The organism is Bradyrhizobium sp. MOS001 (genome assembly GCF_004634465.1).
Classification (GTDB): domain Bacteria; phylum Pseudomonadota; class Alphaproteobacteria; order Rhizobiales; family Xanthobacteraceae; genus Bradyrhizobium; species Bradyrhizobium barranii.
On the sequence record NZ_SPVJ01000037.1, the window covers coordinates 35,762 to 58,028 of the forward strand.

Here is a 22,267-nt window from a genome sequence, read left to right on the forward strand (position 1 = left end):
ACAGAAGTTGAGGGGTGAATTTCCTATGCAAGCACAAGAAGGTGCGGCGGTCCTGGTGGTGGAGCAGCCGGTCGTGGACGCCGAGGCGATGACGCTGGAAGCGGCAGAAGGCGATGCGTTCTTGCCTGCGCTGCTGCCGAATCTCGGCGGTGACGTGGTGAACGACGGCACCGACGCGGCGAGATCGGACGAGGTGCGTGGCCTGCTGTCTGCGATCCGCCGGCTCGAGAACATCGTCGAGGAGGAGACGGTCGCGCTCTCGACGGGCAAGAAGATCGATTTCGACGACTTCAGTGCCCGGAAGAGCCGGAGCATGCTCGAATTCGTCCGCTTGATGCGGGCACGGATGCATCTCGGCAACGAGGTCGAGATCACCGAGGAGATCCAGCGGTTGCGCGAGAAGCTCGAGCGAAACCGTTCCATCCTCGAAATGCATTACGATGCGGTGCGTGAGGTCGCGGCCATCATCGTCAAGGCGATCAAGGAAGCCGAGTCGGATGGCACCTATACCGGCCGCACAGCACAGGACGGAAAATGATCAGACTCGTGCTGGCCGGGCTCTGGGTATGCATCCTCACCGCGGGCACGAGCTATGCCGTGGCCTATTGGAAGGAAAACGGCAGCCTGCTGCCGGCGAAGGACGAATATCTCGACGGCCTTCAATACCAGAAGACGCGGGCGCTGAGCGTGCCAATGGTCGAGGGCGGCAGCGTGCAGGGCTACATCGTGGCGCGCTTCGTCTACACCGTTGAGGCGCGGATCATGCACCAGCTCAACGTCCCGCCGGAGCCGTTCGTCGTCGACGAGGCCTTCCGCAGGATCTATGCCGACGACCGCCTCGATTTCAGGAAGCTCGCCCGTTATGACCTTTCCATCCTCACGACGGCCATCAAGCAGCGCGTCAACGAGCGGATGCAGGCCGACGTCGTCCAGGACGTCCTGGTCGAGGACTTCAACTATGTTTCGAAGGAAGAATTCCAGCAGAAGCCGTAGCTGTCGCGGCGCCGGCATCGCGAGATCGCTGCTCCGCCATCTCTGCCGCTGAAAGTGCAACGGCCTCTGCGAAGGGTACTCCGCAGAGGCCGTTGTCGTTTTCGTGGCGGTGCCCTGCCGCGTCAGTTTCCGGCCGGGTACGCCGCCGGGGCGGCATGTGCCCTGTTCAGGAGGATGCCGACCTCGTCGAGTTCCTGCATCGGCACGTCGATGGTCTCGCCGGCCGGGATGTTGAGGCGGTATCCGACGTAGCGCCGGGCCACGATCGCGTCGAAGCCGAGGCGGTCGCGGAGTTTCTTGCGCAGCTTGCTGACGTGGCTCTCGATCACGCTCTCGTCGAAGGTCGACTCGAAGATGCCGTAGACCGCGTTGAAGATCTGCGTCTTGGTGATCCACTTGCCGTGGTTGCTGACCATATACTCGAGAATGCGCAGCTCGCGGCGGGGCAGGGTGAGAGCGTGGCCCGCGATCTCGGGGTCACGTCCGTTGAAGAAGACCTGGATCTTGGTCTCGCAGGGCCTCGGCAGCTCGCCCACCCGGCGGCGCGCGATTGCGGCCGTTCGGGCGAGGATCTCGCGCAGGTGAATCGGTACATGGACGACGTCGTCGACGCCCGATTCGAACAGCTCAAGCGTGTTCTTGAGCATCTTCTGGCCGCTCATGGCGATGATGGGCGCCGAGGAGCGCTTGCGCATCGCCCGCGGCAGGCTTCCGCGGGCATCGCAGTCCCCGAGGAGAAAGGCGTCGACCGCCGCCAGATCCGGTTCGCTCGCAGATTGCAGCCAGTCCCAGAATTCTCCGGAAGAGAAGCCGATCGACGATACACCTTCGCGAACGAGCCCTCCAACGTAGCTGTTCGTGACGCTCTCGCGATCATCAACGATAATATACATTAGTCTTTCGCCCCTGTTTCGCACTTGTTGCGGCCGGATGGTTGTTGTGATGCCCGGCTCGGCAACCATGCTGTTTGACGATATTTCCATCCCGCGAACCGTTATTATGGTTTCGATATTCGCGGGCAGCCCTACGCATTCAGTGCCTGCGTGTGCAGGCCTGCTACTTCGACTCGATACTGAACGCTTACTGCGTGAGGCTCGGCGGGTGTCTTACGGATCACCTCGCGGAGCGGATTGAGACAGACCTAGAACAGTTGCGCCAACTTGCCGATTGCGTCCGAACGCACCTGAACTGTGTCGATCTCCTCGCCAACTGGCGAGAATCACTTGAGTAGGACCGTAACAATTGCCGATTTCCGATCAAGCGCGCGCAGCAAAGCGGTTGCTATGCGTGTTTGATGCTGTTGATTCGTTTCTGGTTGTTTCTTTGTATGTTCGATCGCATCAGTTGATTTGGTGATCGAACTAGTTTTGCACCGTAGCGTTTCTAAAGTTCCGCATCCCCGCGTAATCACAGCTGTTTTGCGCGGTGCTGCGGGTCATGCGCATAGCGGGGTTTTCAACCCGGGATTGACTCTCCTGCTGGTGTTTCCCCATGCGACAATTCGACTCATGTATGGCGAGGCGACTCCAGCTTGGCGAAATCTTGGCGAGTGTGTGTCTTTCGAGTCGCACTCTCGCCACGTCCATGACGCTTTTGACTCATGCGACGTCGCATCGGGCGCGATGAAAAGTTTTCGCTGCGCACGTTTCAGGCAAGCTTCGGCAAATAACTTCACCGTTCGATAGATCGAACCGAACGGAGCATTTTCACATGTTGTCCGATGGACAAGCTCGTCCCAACGCGACCGCTGATGTTTCCGCGGCGGCGAAGCCGGCTCCGGATGCGCGCGATACAAGCACGACACAGACGGCCAAGCCCGCTGCAAGCGCGAAGCGTGTGTCGGCTGCGGCGAACGACGAGACCCTGGCGAAAGAGGCGCTCGAGGGGCTGAAGCGTATTCGCGCCAAGGCGCGCCTCGACAAGATGGCGATACCGAAGCCTGCGCCGACCGTGATGAAGCCGGCCGTGATCGTGGCCAAGCCGCCGCCGCCGCGTCCGACATGGGTCGCGCCGCTCGCAACACTGGCGGTCGCTGCGATCCTGGTGGTCTGCGCCTGCACCGGCGTGATCGCCTATCTCACCACGCAGCCGGCCCAAAGCAACGTGGCCGCCAATACGGAGATCAGGAATCTGCGCGAGACTGTCGCGCTGCTGCGCAAGCAGGTGTCGGGCGTGTCCGAAAATCTCGACGGCCTGCGCACCGCGGTCGATCAGTCGAGCAAGGCGACCAACGATCGCTTCGGCAGGTTCGCCGAGAATCTGGACCGTATCGAGCGGGTGAGTTCGTCCTCGACGGTGAAGCTGGACAAGCTCGCCCAGGCTCAGGCGCAAGCGCCGGCGCCGGCGGCCGTCGCCTCGCAGCCGCCCTCGCAGACGATGCCGATGATGGCCTCGGTTGCCGCGCCCGAGATCACGGGTTCGGTTCCTCCGTCGGCGCCGCGCAAGGTGGTCAAGGGCTGGTCGGTCCGCCAGGCCTATGAGGGAATTGCGATCCTGCAAGGTCCGAACGGCGTCATCGAGGCCGTGCTTGGACAGCAGGTACCCGGGCTTGGCCGCATCGAAGAGATCAAGAACGAGAACGGCCGTCTGGTCGTGGAGTCCAGCGGCGGCGTCATCTACTCGTCACGCAAGGCGACGCCGTGATCGAGGGCCGCCTCCTATTGGCGATGATGCTCGAAGCTGGTGCATAGCAGATCGATCTCCGCCTCGGCGATCGGCGCGCGAAACAGGCGGCAGCTGAACTCGGCGGCGCCGGGCTTGCCGTCCGTGGCGGTGCGATCTTCGCGCAGGAAGATGCATCGCTTGCAGACGTCGGTATGGTGCCGCTGCTCGGCCGCGTCCGCCTGATCGAGCACGTGCCGGAGCGTGTCGCGAAAGCGGATCTTGGCCTCGTCGTCGAGGACGGCGATCGGTTCGAGGAGAACGCTGATGGGGTCGCGCACCAGGAACTTCTTGCCCTGCTGCGTCACGCTCAGCGTCACCGATCGCTTGTCCGTCGCGGAGCGCTTTCGCTCCAGATATCCGAGCCGCTCGAGTTCGCCGATAATGAAAGAGGCGGTGCCGCGCGTGGTGCCGACGTAGCTCGCGAGCGCCGAGGGCGTCCGCGAGAAACGGTTGGCGCGGGAGAGAAAGCGCAGGGCCATCCATTCGCGGTCGCGCAAGCCATGCTTGGTGCCTTCGAACCACAGGATGCGAGCCATCTGTCCCAACAATTCAATCGCTTCGCGAGCTAAAATCATTTCAGTTCCAGGTCGGACAAGCTTTATTCAATTGAGCCTTTGGTAGCGCAATCTGGGTGGACGAGAATGAAGTTCTCGGGCGATTCTTCCTCCGTTGCCGGATGGAAGGACCGCGCTCGGGAAGTTGCATCCGTTCTGCAGATGGAACTTCCGGCCGTGGAACTAGAGCGTCACACAGAAAGTTCGAGTAAATCGCACGGCTCAACTCTTCTGAAAATTTCAATCAAATCACGAGAGCTTGCGCGTGAATTGACGGTGATGTGCGACGCCTGAGCAACATGATGTGTCATTGTCGCCACTGCGAGGCCCATTTGTTGCGGCCTGGAGTTTCGAATACGCAAAAGGGCGCATCACCGGTAACGCTTGGCGGTGTGGCTGGCCGGGAGAGAACCCTCTCTTTCGGTTAATGGATGTTGCGACGCAATGCAGCCAGACGGTTAAGTCCGGCAAACGAGCGAATCCAGGGAGTCAAAGTGTCGTTGGGAATTGAGCAAGCGGCGCCGTTCAACGTCAAACGAGCAGCATTCGCAGCCACCATCGGCAACATGCTCGAATTCTACGACTTCATTACCTACAGCTTCTTCGCCATCCAGATCGGCCATACCTTCTTCCCGACCGGAAGCGAGTACGGCAGCCTGATGCTGTCGCTGGCGACGTTCGGGGCCGGCTTCGTGACGCGGCCGATCGGCGGGATCGTGCTCGGCATCTATTCCGACCGGATCGGCCGGCGGCCCGCCATGCTGCTGAGCTTTGCGTTGATGGGAGCTGCTATCCTGACCATCGCGCTCACGCCGTCCTATCGCATGATCGGCGTCGCCGCGCCCATCATCGTGATTGCGGCGCGCATGGTGCAGGGCTTCGCCCTCGGCGGCGAGGTCGGACCGACGACCGCCTATCTCCTCGAGATTGCGCCGCCCGAGCATCGGGCGCTGGTCGTGGCATGGCAGCCGGCGAGCCAGGAGATCGCGGCGACCGCCGGCGCGCTGGTCGGTGTCATCCTGAGCACGACCATGGCGCCGGAGATGCTGGACTCCTACGGCTGGCGGGTGGCGTTCCTGATCGGGGCCGTCTGCCTGCCGTTCGGGCTCTGGATGCGGCGGACACTGCCCGAGACGATTCCGCATGCCGATGCCGGTGTCGCAGCGAAAGAGCGCACGGGTCACCTCTCGCAGGTCCGGCGTCACCTCGGCATCATCGCGCTGGCCTTGATGATCCTGGCCAGCGGCACGATCTCGACCTATGTCACGCAATACATGACGACCTATGCGCAGAATACCCTGCACGTGTCGTCGACACTGGCTTTCGCCGTGTCGCTCGTCAGCAACGGCATTCAGTTCGTCGGTGCACTGGCCGGCGGATGGCTCGCCGATCGTCTCGGCCGCAAGCCGATCATGATCTGGCCTCAGCTCGCAACCCTCCTGCTCACCTATCCGACCTTCCTGTGGATCGTCCATGCACCGGGCGCGCTGTCGCTCCTGATCGGCTTCGGCGTGCTATCGATCATCGGCTCGCTGCCGTTCACGGCGTTCTATGCGACCTTCACCGAAGCGCTGCCCCAGAACATCCGCGGAGGCGTGTTCGCGACCGTCTACGCGGTGGCGATCGCGAGCTTCGGAGGTACGGCGCAGCTCGTGGTCACCTGGCTCCTCCACGTCACCGGCAATCCGCTGGCACCGGCCTGGTACCTCCTGCTTGCGGCGATCGTCGGACTTGTCGCAATGAGCCTGATGCCCGAAACGGCGCCGCTGAAAAGACGTCAGGGCTTGGCCTGAACGCGAACATGCTCGCAGGCTGGTGATTTGCGTTTCGCCGGCAATTATCGGCGAATGCGCCGCCTGAGGAATCAGGGCCAAGCATCAGGAAGGATCGACCGATGAGCTTCGAAACCACCATGACATCCGACGTCGTCGGGCTGACGAAAGTCGCCCCGGTCTCGCGCCGCGGATTCATGAGCGCCACCGCGGCCGTCGCTGCCGGCTACACGCTTGCGGCCGGTCCGGTCCGCGCCGAAATCATCACGACAGATACCGGCGGCCTCCAGGCTGGCGACGCCAGGATCAAGGTCGGGTCCGAAGAGATGCCGGCCTATTTCGCGCGCCCGGCCGGCAACACCAAGGCGCCGGTGATCATCGTGGCGATGGAGATTTTCGGCCTGCACGAATACATCAAGGACGTGACACGGCGCCTCGCCAAGCTCGGCGCATTCGCGGTCGCGCCCGACTATTACTTCCGCAAGGGTGTCGACCTCACCAAGGTCACCGACATCAAGGATCTGCTGCCGGTCGTTAATGCCAAGCCGGACGCCGAGCTGCTGTCCGATCTCGATGCGACGGTGGCGTGGGCGGGATCGCAAGGCGGCGACACCACGAAGCTCGGCATCATCGGCTTCTGCCGGGGTGGCCGCAATGTCTGGGAATACGCTGCCCACAGTGGCACCCTCAAGGCCGGTGTCGCGTTCTACGGTGCGCCGGTCGATCCCGCCAATCCGGTGTGGCCGAAGAGTCCGCTTCAGCTCGCCCCCGAGATGAAGGCGCCGGTGCTCGGCCTCTATGGCGGCGCTGATACCGGCATTCCCGTGGCCCAGGTCGAGCAGTTCAAGGCGACGCTCGAGCAGGACAAGAAGATCGCCGAATTCAAGATCTATCCGCAGGCGCCGCACGGCTTCCATGCCGACTATCGCGGCAGCTATCGCAAGGATGCGGCGGAAGACGCCTGGAAGCAGGCCCAGGCCTGGTTCAAGAGGTACGGCGTGTTGAGCTGACGCCAGATTCGCAAAGGGCGGCCTGAGCGGCCGCCCTTTCTATTCCAGCGCGCCGGTCTTACTTCACCATCGCGCCATAGACGATGTCCTGCACCTGCTCGCGATAGTATTTCCTGAGCTCGCCCGGCGCCGCCGTTCCCACCACCACGACGAGACGCTCCTTGGGATCGCAGAAGAACTGCGTCCCGTAGGCGCCATTCCAGGTGAACTCGCCGGGATTGCCGGGGACCGACGACTGCCCTTCGCTGGTCCGGACCGCGACCGCGAGACCAAAGCCGAAGCCGGCGCGATGCGGCTCGATGTTGGCCACATTGTTCTTGATCTCGGGACCGAGGTGGTTGGTCGTCATGTGATGCACGGTCTTCGGGGAAAGAATGCGCTGGCCGTCGAGCTCGCCGCCGTTGAGCAGCATCTGGCCGAAGCGGATGTAATCGCCCATCGTCGCGAATGAGCAGGCGCCGCCGCAATCGAACTTGGTCGGGGTGTCCAGCAGCTTGATGGCTTGCGGCTTGCCGGTCAGCGGATCGTTGGCGAACGGGCGGGCGAGGCGAGGGCGCTGCGCGTCGGTCGGGTGGAAGGTCGCGTCCTTCATGCCGAGCGGCTGCCACACATTGGCGGCGAGATAGTCGCCGAGCCTCTGCTCGCTCACCTTCTCGACGACGGCGCCGAGCACGTCGATCGAAAAACCGTATTCGAACTCGGTCGAGGGCTGATGCGCCAGCGGCAGTTTTGTGATGCGGCCGATGAAGGCCTCAGTGTCGCCTTCCACCGCCGGCGCGACGCCATCGGGGTATTGCCGCGCTACCGGACTCGATGAGTCGGGGCGGCCGCCATACATCAATCCGGACGTATGCCGGTAGAGATCGTGGACGAAGATCGGGGACGCCTGCGGTTCGAGCTTGAGCGAGCCATCGGCCCCGGTCGCGCCGACCTTCATGTCGGCAAAGCCGGGATAGTAGTCGGACAGCTTGGCCTGGAGCGGCAACTGGCCTTTCTCCATCAGCGTCAGGCCGGCGACCGCCGCCATCGGCTTGGTCATCGAGGCCAGCGCGAAGATCGCGTCGACCGGCATCGGCGTGCCCTTGTCCGGATCGAGCATGCCGTAAGCCTTGTAGTGCACGAGCTTGCCGTCCCGCGCCACCGCGACGACGGCGCCGGGAACGCGCTTGGCGGCGATCTCGCGCGCGAAGAAGCTGTCGAGCCGCGCGAGACCCTGCTTCGAGAAACCGGCGTCATCAGGGTTGGCTTCGGGCAGTGGTGCGGCGCGCGCCGCACCGAACGTGATGACGGCAGCCGCCGCCGCGATCATGGCGATCGTCTTGTTCATTGCATCCTCCCAAGGCGAGCTCGTTCTGTGGTGGCTCGCCGAGCGGCTAGATCACGGCTGCGCCTGAGCGAAGTCAAGCGCGGGTGGGGCATGTCTGGGACGCGTCGGAGATAACCGGAACCTATCGCCCTTGCCCGGTGCGCCACAATGCATCCAGGCCATGCCGATAGGTCGGATGGGCAAGCGTGACACCGAGCTCGTGCTTCAGTTTCGCGTTGGAGACCCGGGCACTGCTGGCATAGAAGCTGCGGGCCATCGCCGACATCTTGGCCGTCTCGAACGGCTCTTCGGGCGGCGGCGCAAGGTCCATCAGCTTCGCCGCATAAGCGATCACATCCTGCGGCGGCGCCGGCTCGTCGTCGCAGACGTTCCAGGTGCCGCCGTCACTGTGCTTCACCGCGGCCATGATCGCGCTCGCGATGTCGTCGGCGTGGATGCGGTTGAAGACCTGTCCCGGCTTGACGATGCGCCGGGCCGTCCCCGCCCGCAGCGTCATCAGTGCGTTGCGGCCGGGCCCGTAGATGCCCGCAAGCCGCAGGATCGCGACGTCGCCGCGCGCCGCGGCGGTCCAGGCTTGCTCCGCCGCAACGCGCGTTCGCGTGCGGTCGAGGGTGGCCTGCGGCGGCGTGCTCTCGTCCACCCAGCGGCCTGCGTGATCGCCATAGACGCCGATGGTGGAGAGATAGACGATCTTCCGCCGCCGGCGCGCGAGCGCGTCGCCAAAGGCCGTAGCTGCCGGGTCGCCCGCGCTGCCGGGCGGGATCGATATGAGAAGGACATCGGCGTCGCGGACTCGCTCGACCACCTCGCGGGCCGGACTGCTGCCGGAAAAGGCATGCACCTCGATGCCGGCAAGGTCGTTTCGCTTCCCGGGATCGCGCACGGTGCCGGCGATATGCGAGAATGCGCCGCCGAATTGGCCGACGAAATGCCGGGCACTGTAGCCGAGGCCGAGGATGAAGAGCCGCATGCGCCTGCCGTGCTGGAGTTCCCGCTCGCGCGAGCTGCGCGCCGTTCGCTCATAAGGGATTTTTGGGTCCGGCAAAAGATATTGCAATTTTACTCGCCGGCCAGGGCAGGCGATGCTCGCTTGTCAGGAGGGAGGCCTCGGTCATGCAGGCAGAAGCGCCGGCCGCAGTGCCATGCGGTGCCGCGGAGTTGATCGGGCGCGCCGCCGCGCTGATCTTCGATGTCGACGGCACGCTGGCCGAAACCGAGGAGCTGCATCGGCAGGCCTTCAACCACGCCTTCGTTCGCCACGGTCTCGACTGGCAGTGGGACCGGGCCGTCTACAAGGAGCTGCTGCGTGTCACCGGCGGCAAGGAGCGCATGCGCGCCTTTCACGCGAGGCTGCAGGTCGCGCCGCCATTGCCGGATGCCGATATCGCAGCCCTCCACCGCAGCAAGACCGCGCATTACGCCGAGCTGATCGAAACCGGCTGCTGTCCCTTAAGGCCCGGCGTGGCGGATCTTCTCACTGCCGCGAAGGCCCGCGGCCAGCGGCTCGCGATCGCGACCACCACCTCGCACGGCAATATCGATGCGCTGCTGTCGCAAGCGCTGGGAACGCGCTGGGCGGCGGATTTTGATGCGGTCGTCGCCGGCGACGATGTCCGCCACAAGAAGCCGGCGCCGGATGTCTATCTGGAAACCCTGGCGCGGCTGAAGCTGGGCGCAGCCGACTGCGTCGCGATCGAGGATTCCCGCAACGGTCTGATCGCGGCCTCGCGGGCGAACATTCCGGTGCTCATCACCAGAAGCATGTTCTTTCGGGACGATGATTTCAGTGCGGCGCAGGTCGTGCTGGACGATTTGTCGGAATTCGGGGGCTCAAGACAAAAAACTGAAAAACAACCCCATGCACAGTAGTAAGCGCCGGCCGGCTCGCGGCGGTCAGTGGACGCGGTGGCTCGTTCTATCGTCTTCAGTCTGCTCGACAATCTGCGCGATTGGGCTCGACTGGTGGTGCACCAGCCGCCAGCCGTCGCCGACACGCCGAAAATGGTTGGCAGCGGCCAAAGCGGTGCCGTCGACGATCTCGATGCAGAGCACGCGCGCGCTGTCGCCGTCGACGATCGCCTGCGGTTCGGCGCAAACGATCTGCGGCCGCTCCGGATTTTGCAGGATGTCGCGCCAGCTGCCGATCACCGTGGCCCGGCCGATGATGGCCGGCCAGCCGGGATGGATGCAGGAAATGGCGTCGTCATCCGCCCACATCCGCTCCATTTCGTCGAAGTCGCCCGTTGAAAAGGCGGCGTAGAAGGCCGCGTTCGCGGCGATGACCTTTTTGTCCTTTGCCATGCCTCTCGGGTGGGGCAATGGCAGGCAAAAATCAAGCGCGACTTCCGTCCGACTTTGCGTTCGATTTGGACCGCAGTGCAGCATTGCCTGCTTTGTGGTCACGCCGAGACAAGTGTCTCCACCGCCCGCCGCGCGCCGTCCTTATAGAGACGGCTGAGCGCCATGGTCACGGCCTCGCGCAGGCGCGGCTCAGTGCCCAGCGGTCCGAACACTTTCTCGACCCCGAGCAATGCCTGCGCAAGCCGTTCAGCGACGGGACCCGCCTCGCGCGCCAGCGCGGCGAACTCGGCGGCGAGCGGATCGCGAACGTCGATGGCGCGGCCCTGCTCGTCGCGTGCGGTGACGTAACGCATCCAGCCGGCCACCGCGAGCGCATGCGTCGCGATCGGCAGGTCTTTGCGCAGGCGATCCTGCATCGCGCCGAGCAGGCGCTGCGGAAGCTTTTGCGAGCCGTCCATCGCGATCTGCCAGGTACGGTGATGCAGCGCGGGGTTGGCGAAGCGCTTGAGCAGCGAGGCGCGATAGGCGGCGAGATCGGTGCCAACAGGCATCGTCAGCGTCACCGCGGCCTCTTCCATCACCTGCGCGGCGAGACGGGCGAAATGCGGATCCAGCATGGTGTCGGCGATGGTCTCGTAGCCCGCGAGATAACCGAGATAGGCCAGCGCCGAATGGCTGGCGTTGAGCAGCCGCAGCTTCATCAGCTCGAACGGCTTGACGTCGGTGACGAGCTCGACACCGGCGGCGGCGAAATCGGGCCGCCCCGCCGTGAAGCGGTCCTCGACCACCCATTGCGTGAACGGCTCGGTCATCACAGGCCAGGCGTCGCGCATGCCGAGCGCGTTCGAGATCGCATCCCGGTCGGCGTCCGTCGTCTCCGGCACGATGCGGTCGACCATGGTCGACGGGAAGGCGGTGCTATCGGCGATCCACTTGCCGAGGTCCTTCGACCGGAGCGCGGCGAACTGCGTCACGATCCGCTGCACGGTGTGGCCGTTGGCGGCGAGATTGTCGCAGCAGAGCACGGTGAAGGGCGCCAGCCCCTGTGCGCGCCGGCGCGCCAGTGCGGCCACGATGAAGCCGGGCGCCGAGCGCGGCGCGTCAAAATTGTTGAGATCGTGCACGACATCCGGATGCCGCTCGTCGAGATCGCCGGTCTGCGGCGTGTGGCAATAGCCCTTTTCGGTGACCGTCAGCGAGACGATGCGAATGGCGGGATCGGCCATCCGATCGACCAGTGCTGCCGGCTTCTCGCGCGCGACGACGCTGTCGAGCAGCGCGCCGATGACGCGGTGTTCGGTGCCTTCGGCGGCACGTACGGCCACCGTGTAGAGATGATCCTGCGGGGCGAGGGCGTCGCGCGTATCCGGGCTGCGCAGGCTCGCGCCGACGATACCCCAGGACGAGTTGCCTGCGGCAAGGCAGTCGTCGATGACGACGGCTTGGTGCGCGCGATGAAAGGCGCCCAGGCCCAGATGCACGATGCCGGGCGTAACGCGCGAGCGGTCATAGGCCGGGCGGCGGATGGCGGACGGCAGCCGGTCGAGATTGGCGCGGCCAAGACGCGTTGAACTATGGCGCATGGTCGTCTCTCCCTGTGTTTGGCCGCTGCTTGACATGGCGCCTGTCCTCGGTCAATGCTCCGGTCAATTGGTAAGACCAATTTTCCAAAATTGGCGGGCCGCCGGGACGCGATGCTTCCCGGCGAGACCCTTTCGGGGAGGCCAGCGTGCCGCTGGAAGCTGTGGAGGCGAGACGGCTTTACCGCCAGGTCGCCGATCAATTGCGAAGCCTGATCGACAGCGGCGAGTACGCGGTCGGCAGCCGCTTGCCGACCGAGCGCGAACTCGCCGAACAGCTCAGGATCTCGCGGCCGACGGTGCGCGAGGCCCTGATCGCGCTCGAGGTCGAGGGCCGCGTCCGCATCCGCGTCGGCTCCGGCATCTATGTGACCGAGCCGGCGGACGCCGCGCCTGCGCTTCCGGCCGCCGGCATCGAAGGCCCGTTCGAGCTCTTGCGCGCCCGCGAATTCCTGGAAAGCGCGATCGCCGAGCAGGCCGCGCGCGTGGCGACCAAGGACGATATCGACCGCATCAATGCGTCGCTTGTCGCCATGGAGAATGTCGAGCATCCCGGCGAGGCCTCGATGGTGCACGATCGTGCCTTCCACGTCGCGATCGCCGGCAGTCTCGGCAATGCCGTGCTGGTGCGCGTGGTCGGCGAGCTGTTCGACCAGCGCCTCAATCCCTATTTCGCGCAGCTTGCGCATTACTTCGAAAGCCCGGGCACCTGGCGCACCGCGCTCGACGAGCATTGCGCCGTGCGTGACGCGATTGCGGCGCATGATCCGGACGCCGCGCGCGAGGCCATGCGCAAGCATCTAGCGCGCTCGCAGGAGCGCTTTGCGCAGAACTTTGGTGCCGAGACCGCCGCGGGATCGCCCGCGGAGCGAGGCCGGGTCGCGCGCACGCCGGCGAAACCGGCAAAACCAAAACGCGCGAAGACGCAGGCCAAAAGCGGCAGCGTGCGGCGACGATGAGATTGGGCGGCTCGTCCCGGGTTTGGGGCGGGCAAACAAGAAGCAGACTTTAGTCAGTGGAGGATAAGTCAGTGTTGAAGAAGATGACGATGGTGCTGGCGACTTCGGTCGCGGCAATGTTCGCGGCGACCAATCCCGGCATGGCGCAGACCAAGCTCAAATGGGCCCATGTCTACGAGACCTCGGAGCCGTTCCACACCGCCTCGGTCTGGGCCGCGCAGGAGATCGGCAAGCGCACCAACGGGCGCTATACCGTCGACGTCTATCCGGCGTCGCAGCTCGGCAAGGAAGCCGACATCAACCAGGGCCTCTCGCTCGGCTCGGTCGACATCATCATCTCCGGTTCGAGCTTCGCGGCCAAGAGCTTCCCGCCGATCGGCGTGACCTACTATCCCTACACCTTCCGCGACGCCGACCATCTCCTTGCCTACACCAAGAGCGACATCTTCAAGGAGCTCGCCAAGGGCTATGAGGACAAGAGCGGCCACCACATCGTCGCGGTCACCTATTACGGCGTGCGCCAGACCTCGTCGAACAAGCCGATCAAGACCTGCGCCGATCTCAAGGGCCTGAAGATGCGCGTGCCCGACGTTCCGGCCTATCTCGCCATGCCGCGCGCCTGCGGCGCCAACACCGCGCCGATCGCGTTCGCCGAAGTCTATCTCGCGCTTCAGAACGGCACCGTCGAGGCGCAGGAGAACCCGCTGACCACGATCGAGGCCAAGAAGTTCTACGAAGTGCAGAAACATATCGTGCTGACCGGCCACATCGTCGACCACCTCAACACGGTGGTGGCGGGCGCGCTCTGGAAGAAGCTCAGCGACGAGGACAAGAAGATCTTCACCGACGTCGCCCAGGAGGCGGCTGCGAAAGCGACCGCTGAGATCAAGCAGAACGAGGCCAAGCTGGTTTCCTTCTTCAAGGAGAAGGGACTGACCGTGACCGAGGTCGACAAGAACGAGTTCCGCGACATCGTGCTGAAGAACGTTGCGTTCGAGACCTTCGGTTATCGCAAGGCCGACTGGGAACGCATTCAGGCGGTGAAATAACCGAGACCCTCATGGTGAGGAGCGCGAAGCGCGCTCCGGACGATGCTTCGCATCGCCGGGCGAACCATGAAGGCCCGGATGTCGCTCGGGCGTCGCCCGAGGCCATCCTTCGAGACGCTTGCTTCGCAAGCTCCTCAGGATGAGGAGCGGAGTTCGTAGAATTAAGTCGTCGTTCCGGGTTCGGCTCTTCGAGTCACCCCGGAATGACGATTAAGAGGTTGAGGAGTAACCCCATGTCCACCGCCGAAATACACCGGCAGATCACCGGGGACGAGATCGCCCACACCTTCGAGGAAGAGGCGGTGCCGAAGGTCGATCTCGGCGTCTACGCTTTCGAGGACTGGGTGGCGCTGGTGATCTTCTGGGTGATGGCGCTTGCTGTCTTCCTCCAGTTCTTCACCCGCTACGTCCTCAACGACAGCTATGCCTGGACCGAGGAGATCGCGACCTACTGCCTGATCGGCGTGGTCTTCATCGGCTCCTCGATGTGCGTGCGGCTGTCGCGGCACATCCAGGTCGATCTGATCTACCGCTATCTGCCGCATGTCGTGGCGCGCGCGCTGGCGACCGCGATCGACCTGATCCGGATCGCCTTCTTCGGCTACGCCATCAAGCTGGTCTGGGTCTACATCCAGATCATCGGCGACGAGTCGATGACCACGATCAATCTGCCCAAGGACTACGTCTATTACGCCGTGCTGGCGGGCTTCGTGCTGATGTTCGTGCGCTCGGTGCAGGTGGCCATCCAACATTCGCGACAGGGCTATTCGATCCTCGAACGTCCCGGCGCCTACGACGGTTTTGAGGGGTAAAGTTATGTTGCTGTTGCTTGGAGGCTTCCTCGTCCTGATGCTGCTCGGCGTTCCCGTGGCGATCGCCATGGCCGCGTCGTCGCTGCTCTACATCCTGGTCAGCGGCGTGACGCCCGATGTCACGCTGGCGCAGCGCATGATCGCCGGCGTCGAGAGCTTTCCGCTGCTCGCGGTGCCGTTCTTCATCCTGGCCGGCAATCTCATGAACATCGCCGGTGTGACCGGCCGCATCTACAAATTCGCGGTCGCGCTGGTCGGCTGGATGCGCGGCGGCCTTGGTCACGTCAACATCATCGGCTCGGTGATCTTCTCCGGCATGTCCGGCACCGCGATCGCGGATGCCGCCGGTCTCGGCACCATCGAGATCAAGGCGATGAAGGACCACGGCTATTCCACCGAGTTCTCCGTCGGCGTCACCGCGGCCTCAGCCACGCTCGGGCCCATCATCCCGCCGTCGCTGCCCTTCGTGATCTACGGCATGATGGCGAACGTCTCGATCGGTGCGCTGTTCCTGGGCGGTGTCATTCCCGGCATCGTCATGACGCTGCTGATGATGGCCACGGTCACCTATTTCGCGCACAAGAACAAATGGGGCAGCGACACGCCGTTCTCCTGGCCGCAGCTCGGCTCGGCCGGCCTCGAGATCGCCATCGTGCTGGCTTTCCCGCTCGCGATCTGGCTGATGGTGCTGGCCGGCATGTCGACCAACATGGCCGTTGTCATCGGCCTCGGCGCGCTGCTCGCGATCGACTGGTACTTCGACTTCTCTGCGGTGATGGCGCTGATGGCGCCGGTCATCCTGATCGGCGGCATGACGCTCGGCTGGTTCACGCCGACCGAGGCCGCGGTCGCCGCCGTGATCTGGTCGCTGTTCCTCGGCCTCGTCCGCTACCGCACGATGACCTTGAAGACCGTGGCGAAGGCGACCTTCGACACCATCGAGACCACGGCCTCGGTGCTGTTCATCGTCACGGCAGCCTCGATCTTCGCCTGGCTGCTGACGGTGTCGCAGGCAGCCCAAATGCTCTCGGACTGGATGCTCAGCATCACCCACAACAAATGGGTGTTCCTGGCGCTCGCCAACGTCCTGATCCTGTTCGTCGGCTGCTTCATCGACACCACCGCGGCGATCACCATCCTGGTGCCGATCCTGCTGCCGATCGTGCTCAAGCTCGGCATCGATCCGATCCATTTCGGCCTGATCATGACGCTGAACCTGATGATCGGCCTGTTGCATCCGCCGCTCGGCATGGTGCTGTTCGTGCTCGCCCGCGTGGCCAAGCTCTCGGTCGAGCGCACGACGGTCGCGATCCTGCCCTGGCTGGTGCCGCTGATGGTCGCGCTGATCGCGATCACCTACATTCCCGAACTGACCCTCTGGCTGCCTAAATACATGGGACTCTCCAAATGACCTCCACCGCTCTCGCCGCAACCCTGTTCGGCCCCGAAGATCTGCGCATGATCGAGCATCCGCTCGACAAGCTCGCTGATGGCATGGTGCGCATCCGCTTCGGCGCCGGCGGCATCTGCGGCTCCGACATGCATTATTTCCGTCATGCCCGGACCGGCGATTTCGTCGTGAAGTCGCCACTCGTGCTCGGCCACGAGATCTCCGGCGAGGTCGTGGAGATCGCAGGTTCCGCAGCGAACCTGAAGGTCGGCGACCGTGTCGCCGTCAATCCGTCGCGCTGGTGCGGCCATTGCGTCGCCTGCCGCGAGGGACGGCCCAATCTCTGCGAGAACATCTACTTCATGGGCTCGGCCTCGAAGACGCCGCACATGCAGGGCGGCTTCGCCAATTATTTCGACGCGGTCCCCGCGCAATGCGTGAAGATCCCCGACCACGTCTCCTATCAGGCCGCGGCGCTGGCCGAGCCGCTCGCGGTCTGCCTGCATGCGGTGGCGCGCGCCGGCAACATCGAGGGCAAGCGCGGCATCATCTTCGGTGCCGGCCCGATCGGGCTTTTGACCATGCTCGCCGCACACCGCGCCGGTATGGCCGACATCACGGTGGCGGACATCGCGCCGGCGCCGCTCGCCTTTGCGACCCGGCTCGGCGCCTCTCACGTCGAGAACGTCTCGAGCGGCGAGGAAGGACTGAAGGCACAGGCCGCATCGCGTCCCTATGACGTCGCGTTCGAGGTCTCGGGCACCGCCGCGGGCCTTGCCAGCGCGATCGGCATTGTCAGGCGCGGCGGCATTGTGGTGCAGATCGGCAATCTGCCGGGCGGCCAGATTCCGACGCCGTCGAATGCGGTGATGGCCAAGGAGATCGACCTGCGCGGCTCGTTCCGCTTCGGCTTCGAGTTCATGACCGCAGTGGAACTGATCGGCGCCGGCGGCGTCGACGTGCTGTCGCTGGTCACCGCCGAGCGGCCGCTGTCGACCGCGCCGGACGCACTGCGGCTGGCGCTCGACCGCTCGCAGAGCGTCAAGGTCGTGCTGACCGCGAACTGATTCTTTGTTTTGACGCGTTTCTTCACGCGAACCGGTATCCACTTCGCTCGAAAACGCTTTAGGAGAATTTCGATGATGCTCGAGGGATGGCGCTGGTACGGTCCGGATGATCCGGTGTCTTTGGACGATGTCAGGCAGGCCGGGGCGACGGATATCGTCTCGGCGCTGCATCAGGTGCCGATCGGCGAAGCCTGGACACGCAAGGCGGTCGAGGAGCGCAAGAACTTCATCGAGCATGGCCAGCCCGGCCGCTCGCAACTGACCTGGTCGGTGGTGGAGTCGATTCCGATCCCCGACGACGTCAAGCGGCTCGGGGCCAACGCGACGGCCTCGATCGAGGCGTGGATCGCGAGCCTCGAAGCGGTGGCCGCGGCCGGCATCAAGATCATCTGCTACAATTTCATGCCGGTGGTGGACTGGTGCCGCACCGATCTGGAGTGGGAGCTGCCGAACGGCGCCCGCGCCATGCGCTTCGACCAGGACCGCTTTGCCGCGTTCGAGCTGCATATCCTGAAGCGTCCCGCCGCCGTTCAGGAGTATTCGCCCGAGCAGCAGGCTCGCGCCAAAAAGCTGTTCGAGAAGATGAGCCAGGCCGATATCGACTACCTCGTCATGGTCATCGCTAGCGCGCTGCCGGGCTCGACCACCGAGCCGATGACCATCCCGCAATTCCGCGACCGGCTGGAGACCTATCGCGACATCACGCCAAAGATCCTGCGCCGGCATCTCGCCGAGTTCCTGGGCCGCGTCACGCCGGTCGCCGAGCAACTTGGCGTCTCCCTGACGCTGCACCCGGACGATCCGCCGCGCCCGCTGTTCGGCCTGCCGCGCATTGCCTCGACCGCCGACGACTATCAGGCGCTGTTCGATGCCGTGCCATCCAAGGCCAACGGCATCTGCCTGTGCACCGGCTCGCTCGGCGTGCGCGCCGGGAACGATCTGCCCGCGATGGCCGAGCGCTTCGGCCCGCGCATTGCGTTTGCGCATCTGCGCGCGACCAAGCGCGAGGCCGACGGCCTGTCCTTCTACGAGTCCGACCATCTCGACGGTGACGTCGACATGGTCGCGGTGCTGAAGGCGCTGTTAAAGGAGAACGCGCGGCGTTCGCCCGACAAGAGAATCGTGTTCCGTCCCGACCACGGCCATCGTATGCTCGACGATCTCGCCGCCACCAAGCGCACCAATCCCGGCTACACCGCGATCGGCCGCCTGCGCGGCCTCGCCGAACTCCGCGGCGCGATCAGGGCGATCGAGCATCGATAGGAGACCGGCGGCGCCATCAGGCGAGAGATCGCCGCGATGGCGGCCGCTGACAGCATCAGCGGCGCGATGGCAAGATGATCGTCGCGCAGAGCATGCCGCGAGCGGAGTTGAGAAATGCGCCTGACACAGTGTCATAATTTCCACGATTTCCGGCGGCTGGCGCGCCGCCGACTGCCCGGTCCGATCTTCGACTATATCGACGGCGCGGCCGACGATGAGACCACCCATCGCCGCAACAGCGCGAGCTTCGAGCATTGCGACCTTCTGCCCAACGTGCTGCGCGGCGTGCAGGACGTCGATCTCTCGGTCACCATCATGGGCCAGAAGCTCGCGCTGCCGTTCTACTGCTCGCCGACCGCCCTGCAGCGCCTGTTCCATCATGAAGGCGAGCGTGCCGTCGCCGCTGCCGCGGCGAGCTACGGCACCATGTTCGGCGTCTCCTCGCTGGGCACGGTGTCGCTCGAGGAATTGCGCAAGGCCCACGACACGCCGCAGGTCTATCAATTCTATTTCCACAGGGATCGCGGTCTCAACCGCGCCATGATGCAGCGCGCCAGGGACGCGGGCGTCGAGGTGATGATGCTGACGGTCGACAGCATCACCGGGGGAAATCGCGAGCGCGATCTGCGCACCGGCTTCAGCATTCCCTTCCGTCTGACGCCTGCGGGCATGTTGCAGTTCGCGATCAAGCCGATGTGGGGTATCCAGTATGTCAGCCACGAAAAATTCAGGCTCCCGCAACTGGAGGAGCACGTCGACATGAGCGGCGGCGCCATGTCGATCGGCCGCTACTTCACGGAAATGCTGGATCCCGCGATGAATTGGGACGATGTCGCGGAGATGGTGCGGACCTGGAACGGCCCGTTCTGCCTGAAGGGGATCATGTCGGTGGAAGACGCGCGCCGCGCGGTCGATATCGGCTGTGCCGGGATCGTCCTTTCCAATCATGGCGGCCGCCAGCTCGACGGCTCCCGCTCGGCTTTCGATCAACTCGCCGAAATCGTCGATGCCGTGGGCGACCGCATCGACGTGATGATGGACGGTGGCATCCAGCGCGGAACCCATATCCTGAAAGCGCTGTCGCTCGGGGCCAAGGCGGTCGGGCTTGGACGATACTATCTCTATCCGCTCGCCGCCGCCGGCCGGCCCGGCGTCGAACGGGCCCTCGGCCTGCTGCGGGCCGAGCTCGTGCGCGATATGAAGCTGATGGGATGTACGTCGATCAGCCAGCTATCGCGCGCCAATCTGCGCTTTCGGCCGGGGTAGCGCGCGGTGATCGTTCGGCCTCAATAGCAGGCAGCCATCGCGCCGAGCTTCGGATAGAGCAGGTCGATCGCGGCGATCTCGCTTTTCATCTGCGCGATGATCCAGTCGCGGATCTCGGCGGCGATGGGGCGCATCGGACGGTTGCGCGGCGGCAGGAATTCGCAGATGCGCCGCGTGGTGGTGAGCGTCTCGGAGGCCGGCACGAGCGCGCCGGTCAGGAGCCAGTGCGAGGCCACCGTCAGCCAGCCGAGTGCGATGCCCTGGCCCAGCAGGGCGGCCTGCATCACGACGGCATAATCGGTGAAGCTCAGCGCCTTGGCCGCGCCGCGGCGGCCGGTCAGAAGCGAGGTGTAATCCGCCGCCCAATCGCCCGGCGTCTCGGCGAGGCGAATGATGGTGTTGCCTTCAGCGGGATCGGTCTCGCCGAGATAGCCAGGGCTGCACATCGGCAGCATGACTTCCTTCATCACCAGCGTGCCGCCGGATGACGGCTCGTCGCGGTCACGGAATCGCATGCCGAGGTCGACATTCTCCACCGGCCCGCGTAGCGCGCCGGAGATCAGCTGGAAGCGCAGATCGACCTCGGGAAACTGCTTCTGGAGCTTGTCGATGCGCGGCATCAGCCAATGCGTGGTGAAGGCGGAGGAGACCGACAGCGTCACCGTCTCGGTGCCCTTGCGGCGCCGCTCGATCTCGACGAGCCCGGTCTCGATGCTGCGAAAGCCTTCGAGCACGCGGCGATAAAGCAGCTCGCCTTCCTCGGTGAGCACCGCGCGCCCCGCAGTGCGGTCGAACAGGCGGACGCCGAGATGCTCCTCGAACTGTCCGAGCATGCGGCTTACCGCCGGCTGCGTGACGTTGAGCTCGGCTGCTGCCGCCGTGAAACTGCCATTGCGCGCCGCTGCGTCGAAGACGAACAGGGCGTTACTGGAGGGCAGCATCCGGCGTAGCTCGGGCATAACGCCATGTTATGGACGCGGTGAGAATTTGGCAATTGCCGAGTTTTGCCAAGTCTGGTGTCATTGGCATCACAGCCTAAAGACAGGGCTTGCGAACGAAGATTTGGTGCGGTGCACGCTTCGGCCGTGAGTGCTCAAAATTCCTGTCTATAAAGCAGGCTTATGGCGCGCAGTGAGGCACGCCATTGCAGGGAACGAGGCGAGGTCGATCGTTGGACAAACGAGCGGAAAGCGTCGAGATCAGGTCCGCGAGCAAGGCGTATGGCCCCGTTCGCGCTCTCGACGACGTTTCGCTCAATGTCGGCGCCGGCGAATTCGTCTCGCTGCTCGGGCCCTCCGGCTCCGGCAAGACCACGCTGCTTGGAATTCTCGGCGGCTTCATCCTGCCATCGAGCGGAACCATCCTGTTCGGCGGTCGTGACGTCACCTGGATGCCGCCGCACAAGCGCGACATCGGCGTGGTGTTCCAGAACTACGCGCTGTTCCCGCATATGAGCGTCGGCGAGAACGTCGCCTTTCCCCTGCGCGCACGGCGCCTGCCGCAAGCGAGCTGGCCCGACAAGGTGCGCGCGGCGCTCGCGATGGTCGGTCTCGCCGGCTATGAAGAGCGCGGCATCGCGCAGCTCTCCGGCGGCCAGCGCCAGCGCGTGGCGCTGGCGCGTGCGATGATCTTCGAGCCGCGCCTGATCCTGATGGACGAGCCGCTCTCTGCGCTCGACAAGCAGCTCCGCGAATCCATGCAGATCGAGCTGCGCGCGCTGCACCGGCGCATCGGCGCCACCATCATCTACGTTACCCACGACCAGCGCGAGGCGCTGACCATGAGCGACCGCGTCGCCGTGATGAAGGACGGCCGGCTGATCCAGATCGACGCGCCCGAGCGGCTGCACGATCATCCCGCGGATTCCTTCGTCGCGAGCTTCATCGGGGAAGCGACGATGCTGCCGGTTCGCCGCGTCGATGCCTCCAGCGTCGCGCTCGGCAATGCGCTGCTGCGCAGCGCCCGTGCCATTCCCGATGGCGATGCCTTGATGCTGGCCGTGCACAGCGAAAAGCTCCTGATCGACGACGGCGCGCAGGATGCCGCCTGCAACCGGCTGACCGGAACGGTCACCGACATCGTCTACCAGGGCGAGAGCCTGCGCATCTTCCTGGCGCTCACCGATGGCATCGCGCTCAGCCTGCGCCAGCCGAGCTATCACCAGGCCTACAGCCGCATCCCGCCGCTCGGCGGCAGCCTCACCGTGACCCTTCACCCCGAGGACACCATCGTTGTCCCCAGGGCGGGGGACTGAACTCAA

General features: G+C 64.6%; 21 protein-coding genes. 14 read left to right on the plus strand and 7 right to left on the minus strand.

Annotation, left to right across the window (positions count from 1 at the left end; genetic code table 11):
* The first annotated feature begins 25 nt into the window (after positions 1-25).
* Both CT676_RS31910 and CT676_RS31915 read left to right on the plus strand, forming a co-directional pair.
* Positions 26-538, plus strand: coding sequence for a hypothetical protein (locus CT676_RS31910; RefSeq protein WP_063981320.1), 513 nt, complete (start codon positions 26-28; stop codon positions 536-538).
* Positions 535-993 carry a hypothetical protein gene (locus CT676_RS31915; protein WP_014492689.1) on the plus strand — a complete coding sequence of 153 codons (459 nt, stop codon included), beginning with the start codon at positions 535-537 and terminating at the stop codon, positions 991-993. Before CT676_RS31910 ends, CT676_RS31915 begins: the two co-directional genes overlap by 4 nt.
* A gap of 122 nt (positions 994-1,115) precedes the next feature.
* On the opposite strand, the gene CT676_RS31920 is transcribed toward CT676_RS31915, so the two are convergent.
* A complete protein-coding gene (locus CT676_RS31920; RefSeq protein WP_167768223.1) occupies positions 1,116-1,886 on the minus strand; it encodes a response regulator transcription factor in 771 nt (256 codons plus the stop codon).
* An 817-nt stretch (positions 1,887-2,703) separates the two neighbouring features.
* Here CT676_RS31920 and CT676_RS31930 point away from each other — a divergent pair.
* Entirely contained in the window at positions 2,704-3,636 is a 933-nt protein-coding gene (locus tag CT676_RS31930; RefSeq protein ID WP_071909990.1) for a hypothetical protein, read from the plus strand.
* A 14-nt stretch (positions 3,637-3,650) separates the two neighbouring features.
* On the opposite strand, the gene CT676_RS31935 is transcribed toward CT676_RS31930, so the two are convergent.
* Positions 3,651-4,232, minus strand: coding sequence for a MarR family transcriptional regulator (locus CT676_RS31935; RefSeq protein WP_028147146.1), 582 nt, complete (start codon positions 4,230-4,232; stop codon positions 3,651-3,653).
* A gap of 545 nt (positions 4,233-4,777) precedes the next feature.
* Between CT676_RS31935 and CT676_RS31940 the strand changes: the two genes are divergently transcribed.
* Both CT676_RS31940 and CT676_RS31945 read left to right on the plus strand, forming a co-directional pair.
* Positions 4,778-6,004 (plus strand): MFS transporter, encoded by a 1,227-nt coding sequence (locus CT676_RS31940; protein ID WP_244623319.1) that lies wholly within the window; start codon positions 4,778-4,780, stop codon positions 6,002-6,004.
* Positions 6,005-6,105: 101 nt separating this feature from the next.
* Positions 6,106-6,993, plus strand: a complete 888-nt coding sequence (locus CT676_RS31945) for a dienelactone hydrolase family protein (RefSeq protein ID WP_085405299.1) — start codon at positions 6,106-6,108, stop codon at positions 6,991-6,993.
* A 58-nt stretch (positions 6,994-7,051) separates the two neighbouring features.
* On the opposite strand, the gene CT676_RS31950 is transcribed toward CT676_RS31945, so the two are convergent.
* On the minus strand, positions 7,052-8,320 hold the full coding sequence (locus CT676_RS31950; RefSeq protein WP_085405298.1) for a serine hydrolase domain-containing protein: 1,269 nt from the start codon (positions 8,318-8,320) through the stop codon (positions 7,052-7,054).
* Between the two features lie 121 nt (positions 8,321-8,441).
* Entirely contained in the window at positions 8,442-9,290 is an 849-nt protein-coding gene (locus tag CT676_RS31955; RefSeq protein ID WP_085405297.1) for an NAD-dependent epimerase/dehydratase family protein, read from the minus strand.
* Between the two features lie 143 nt (positions 9,291-9,433).
* On the opposite strand from CT676_RS31955, the gene CT676_RS31960 reads away from it, so the two are divergent.
* Positions 9,434-10,189, plus strand: coding sequence for an HAD family hydrolase (locus CT676_RS31960; protein ID WP_085405296.1), 756 nt, complete (start codon positions 9,434-9,436; stop codon positions 10,187-10,189).
* Positions 10,190-10,213: 24 nt separating this feature from the next.
* Here the strand turns inward: CT676_RS31960 and CT676_RS31965 are convergent, their stop codons facing one another.
* Complete coding sequence (locus tag CT676_RS31965) at positions 10,214-10,621, minus strand: nuclear transport factor 2 family protein (protein ID WP_085405295.1); 408 nt, start codon at positions 10,619-10,621, stop codon at positions 10,214-10,216.
* A 98-nt stretch (positions 10,622-10,719) separates the two neighbouring features.
* Positions 10,720-12,204 carry a mannitol dehydrogenase family protein gene (locus tag CT676_RS31970; protein ID WP_085405328.1) on the minus strand — a complete coding sequence of 495 codons (1,485 nt, stop codon included), beginning with the start codon at positions 12,202-12,204 and terminating at the stop codon, positions 10,720-10,722.
* Between the two features lie 146 nt (positions 12,205-12,350).
* On the opposite strand from CT676_RS31970, the gene CT676_RS31975 reads away from it, so the two are divergent.
* The 7 genes from CT676_RS31975 (at position 12,351) to CT676_RS32005 (ending at position 20,007) form a co-directional block, all read left to right on the plus strand.
* The gene (locus CT676_RS31975; protein ID WP_135216105.1) at positions 12,351-13,160 is read left to right on the plus strand and encodes a FadR/GntR family transcriptional regulator; all 810 of its coding nucleotides are present in this window, start codon (positions 12,351-12,353) and stop codon (positions 13,158-13,160) included.
* Positions 13,161-13,249: 89 nt separating this feature from the next.
* On the plus strand, positions 13,250-14,209 hold the full coding sequence (locus CT676_RS31980; RefSeq protein WP_071917185.1) for a sialic acid TRAP transporter substrate-binding protein SiaP: 960 nt from the start codon (positions 13,250-13,252) through the stop codon (positions 14,207-14,209).
* Positions 14,210-14,442: 233 nt separating this feature from the next.
* Complete coding sequence (locus CT676_RS31985) at positions 14,443-15,021, plus strand: TRAP transporter small permease (RefSeq protein ID WP_085405293.1); 579 nt, start codon at positions 14,443-14,445, stop codon at positions 15,019-15,021.
* A gap of 4 nt (positions 15,022-15,025) precedes the next feature.
* A complete protein-coding gene (locus tag CT676_RS31990; RefSeq protein WP_085405292.1) occupies positions 15,026-16,432 on the plus strand; it encodes a TRAP transporter large permease in 1,407 nt (468 codons plus the stop codon).
* The gene (locus CT676_RS31995; protein ID WP_135216106.1) at positions 16,429-17,478 is read left to right on the plus strand and encodes an L-idonate 5-dehydrogenase; all 1,050 of its coding nucleotides are present in this window, start codon (positions 16,429-16,431) and stop codon (positions 17,476-17,478) included. Before CT676_RS31990 ends, CT676_RS31995 begins: the two co-directional genes overlap by 4 nt.
* 72 nt (positions 17,479-17,550) lie before the next feature.
* Complete coding sequence (gene uxuA / locus CT676_RS32000) at positions 17,551-18,741, plus strand: mannonate dehydratase (protein WP_085405290.1); 1,191 nt, start codon at positions 17,551-17,553, stop codon at positions 18,739-18,741.
* A gap of 114 nt (positions 18,742-18,855) precedes the next feature.
* A complete protein-coding gene (locus CT676_RS32005) occupies positions 18,856-20,007 on the plus strand; it encodes an alpha-hydroxy acid oxidase (RefSeq protein WP_063981332.1) in 1,152 nt (383 codons plus the stop codon).
* A gap of 20 nt (positions 20,008-20,027) precedes the next feature.
* Here CT676_RS32005 and CT676_RS32010 read toward each other — a convergent pair whose 3' ends face one another.
* Positions 20,028-20,966, minus strand: coding sequence for a LysR family transcriptional regulator (locus tag CT676_RS32010; protein WP_085405289.1), 939 nt, complete (start codon positions 20,964-20,966; stop codon positions 20,028-20,030).
* Between the two features lie 212 nt (positions 20,967-21,178).
* On the opposite strand from CT676_RS32010, the gene CT676_RS32015 reads away from it, so the two are divergent.
* Complete coding sequence (locus CT676_RS32015) at positions 21,179-22,261, plus strand: ABC transporter ATP-binding protein (RefSeq protein WP_085405288.1); 1,083 nt, start codon at positions 21,179-21,181, stop codon at positions 22,259-22,261.
* Positions 22,262-22,267: the final 6 nt, after the last annotated feature.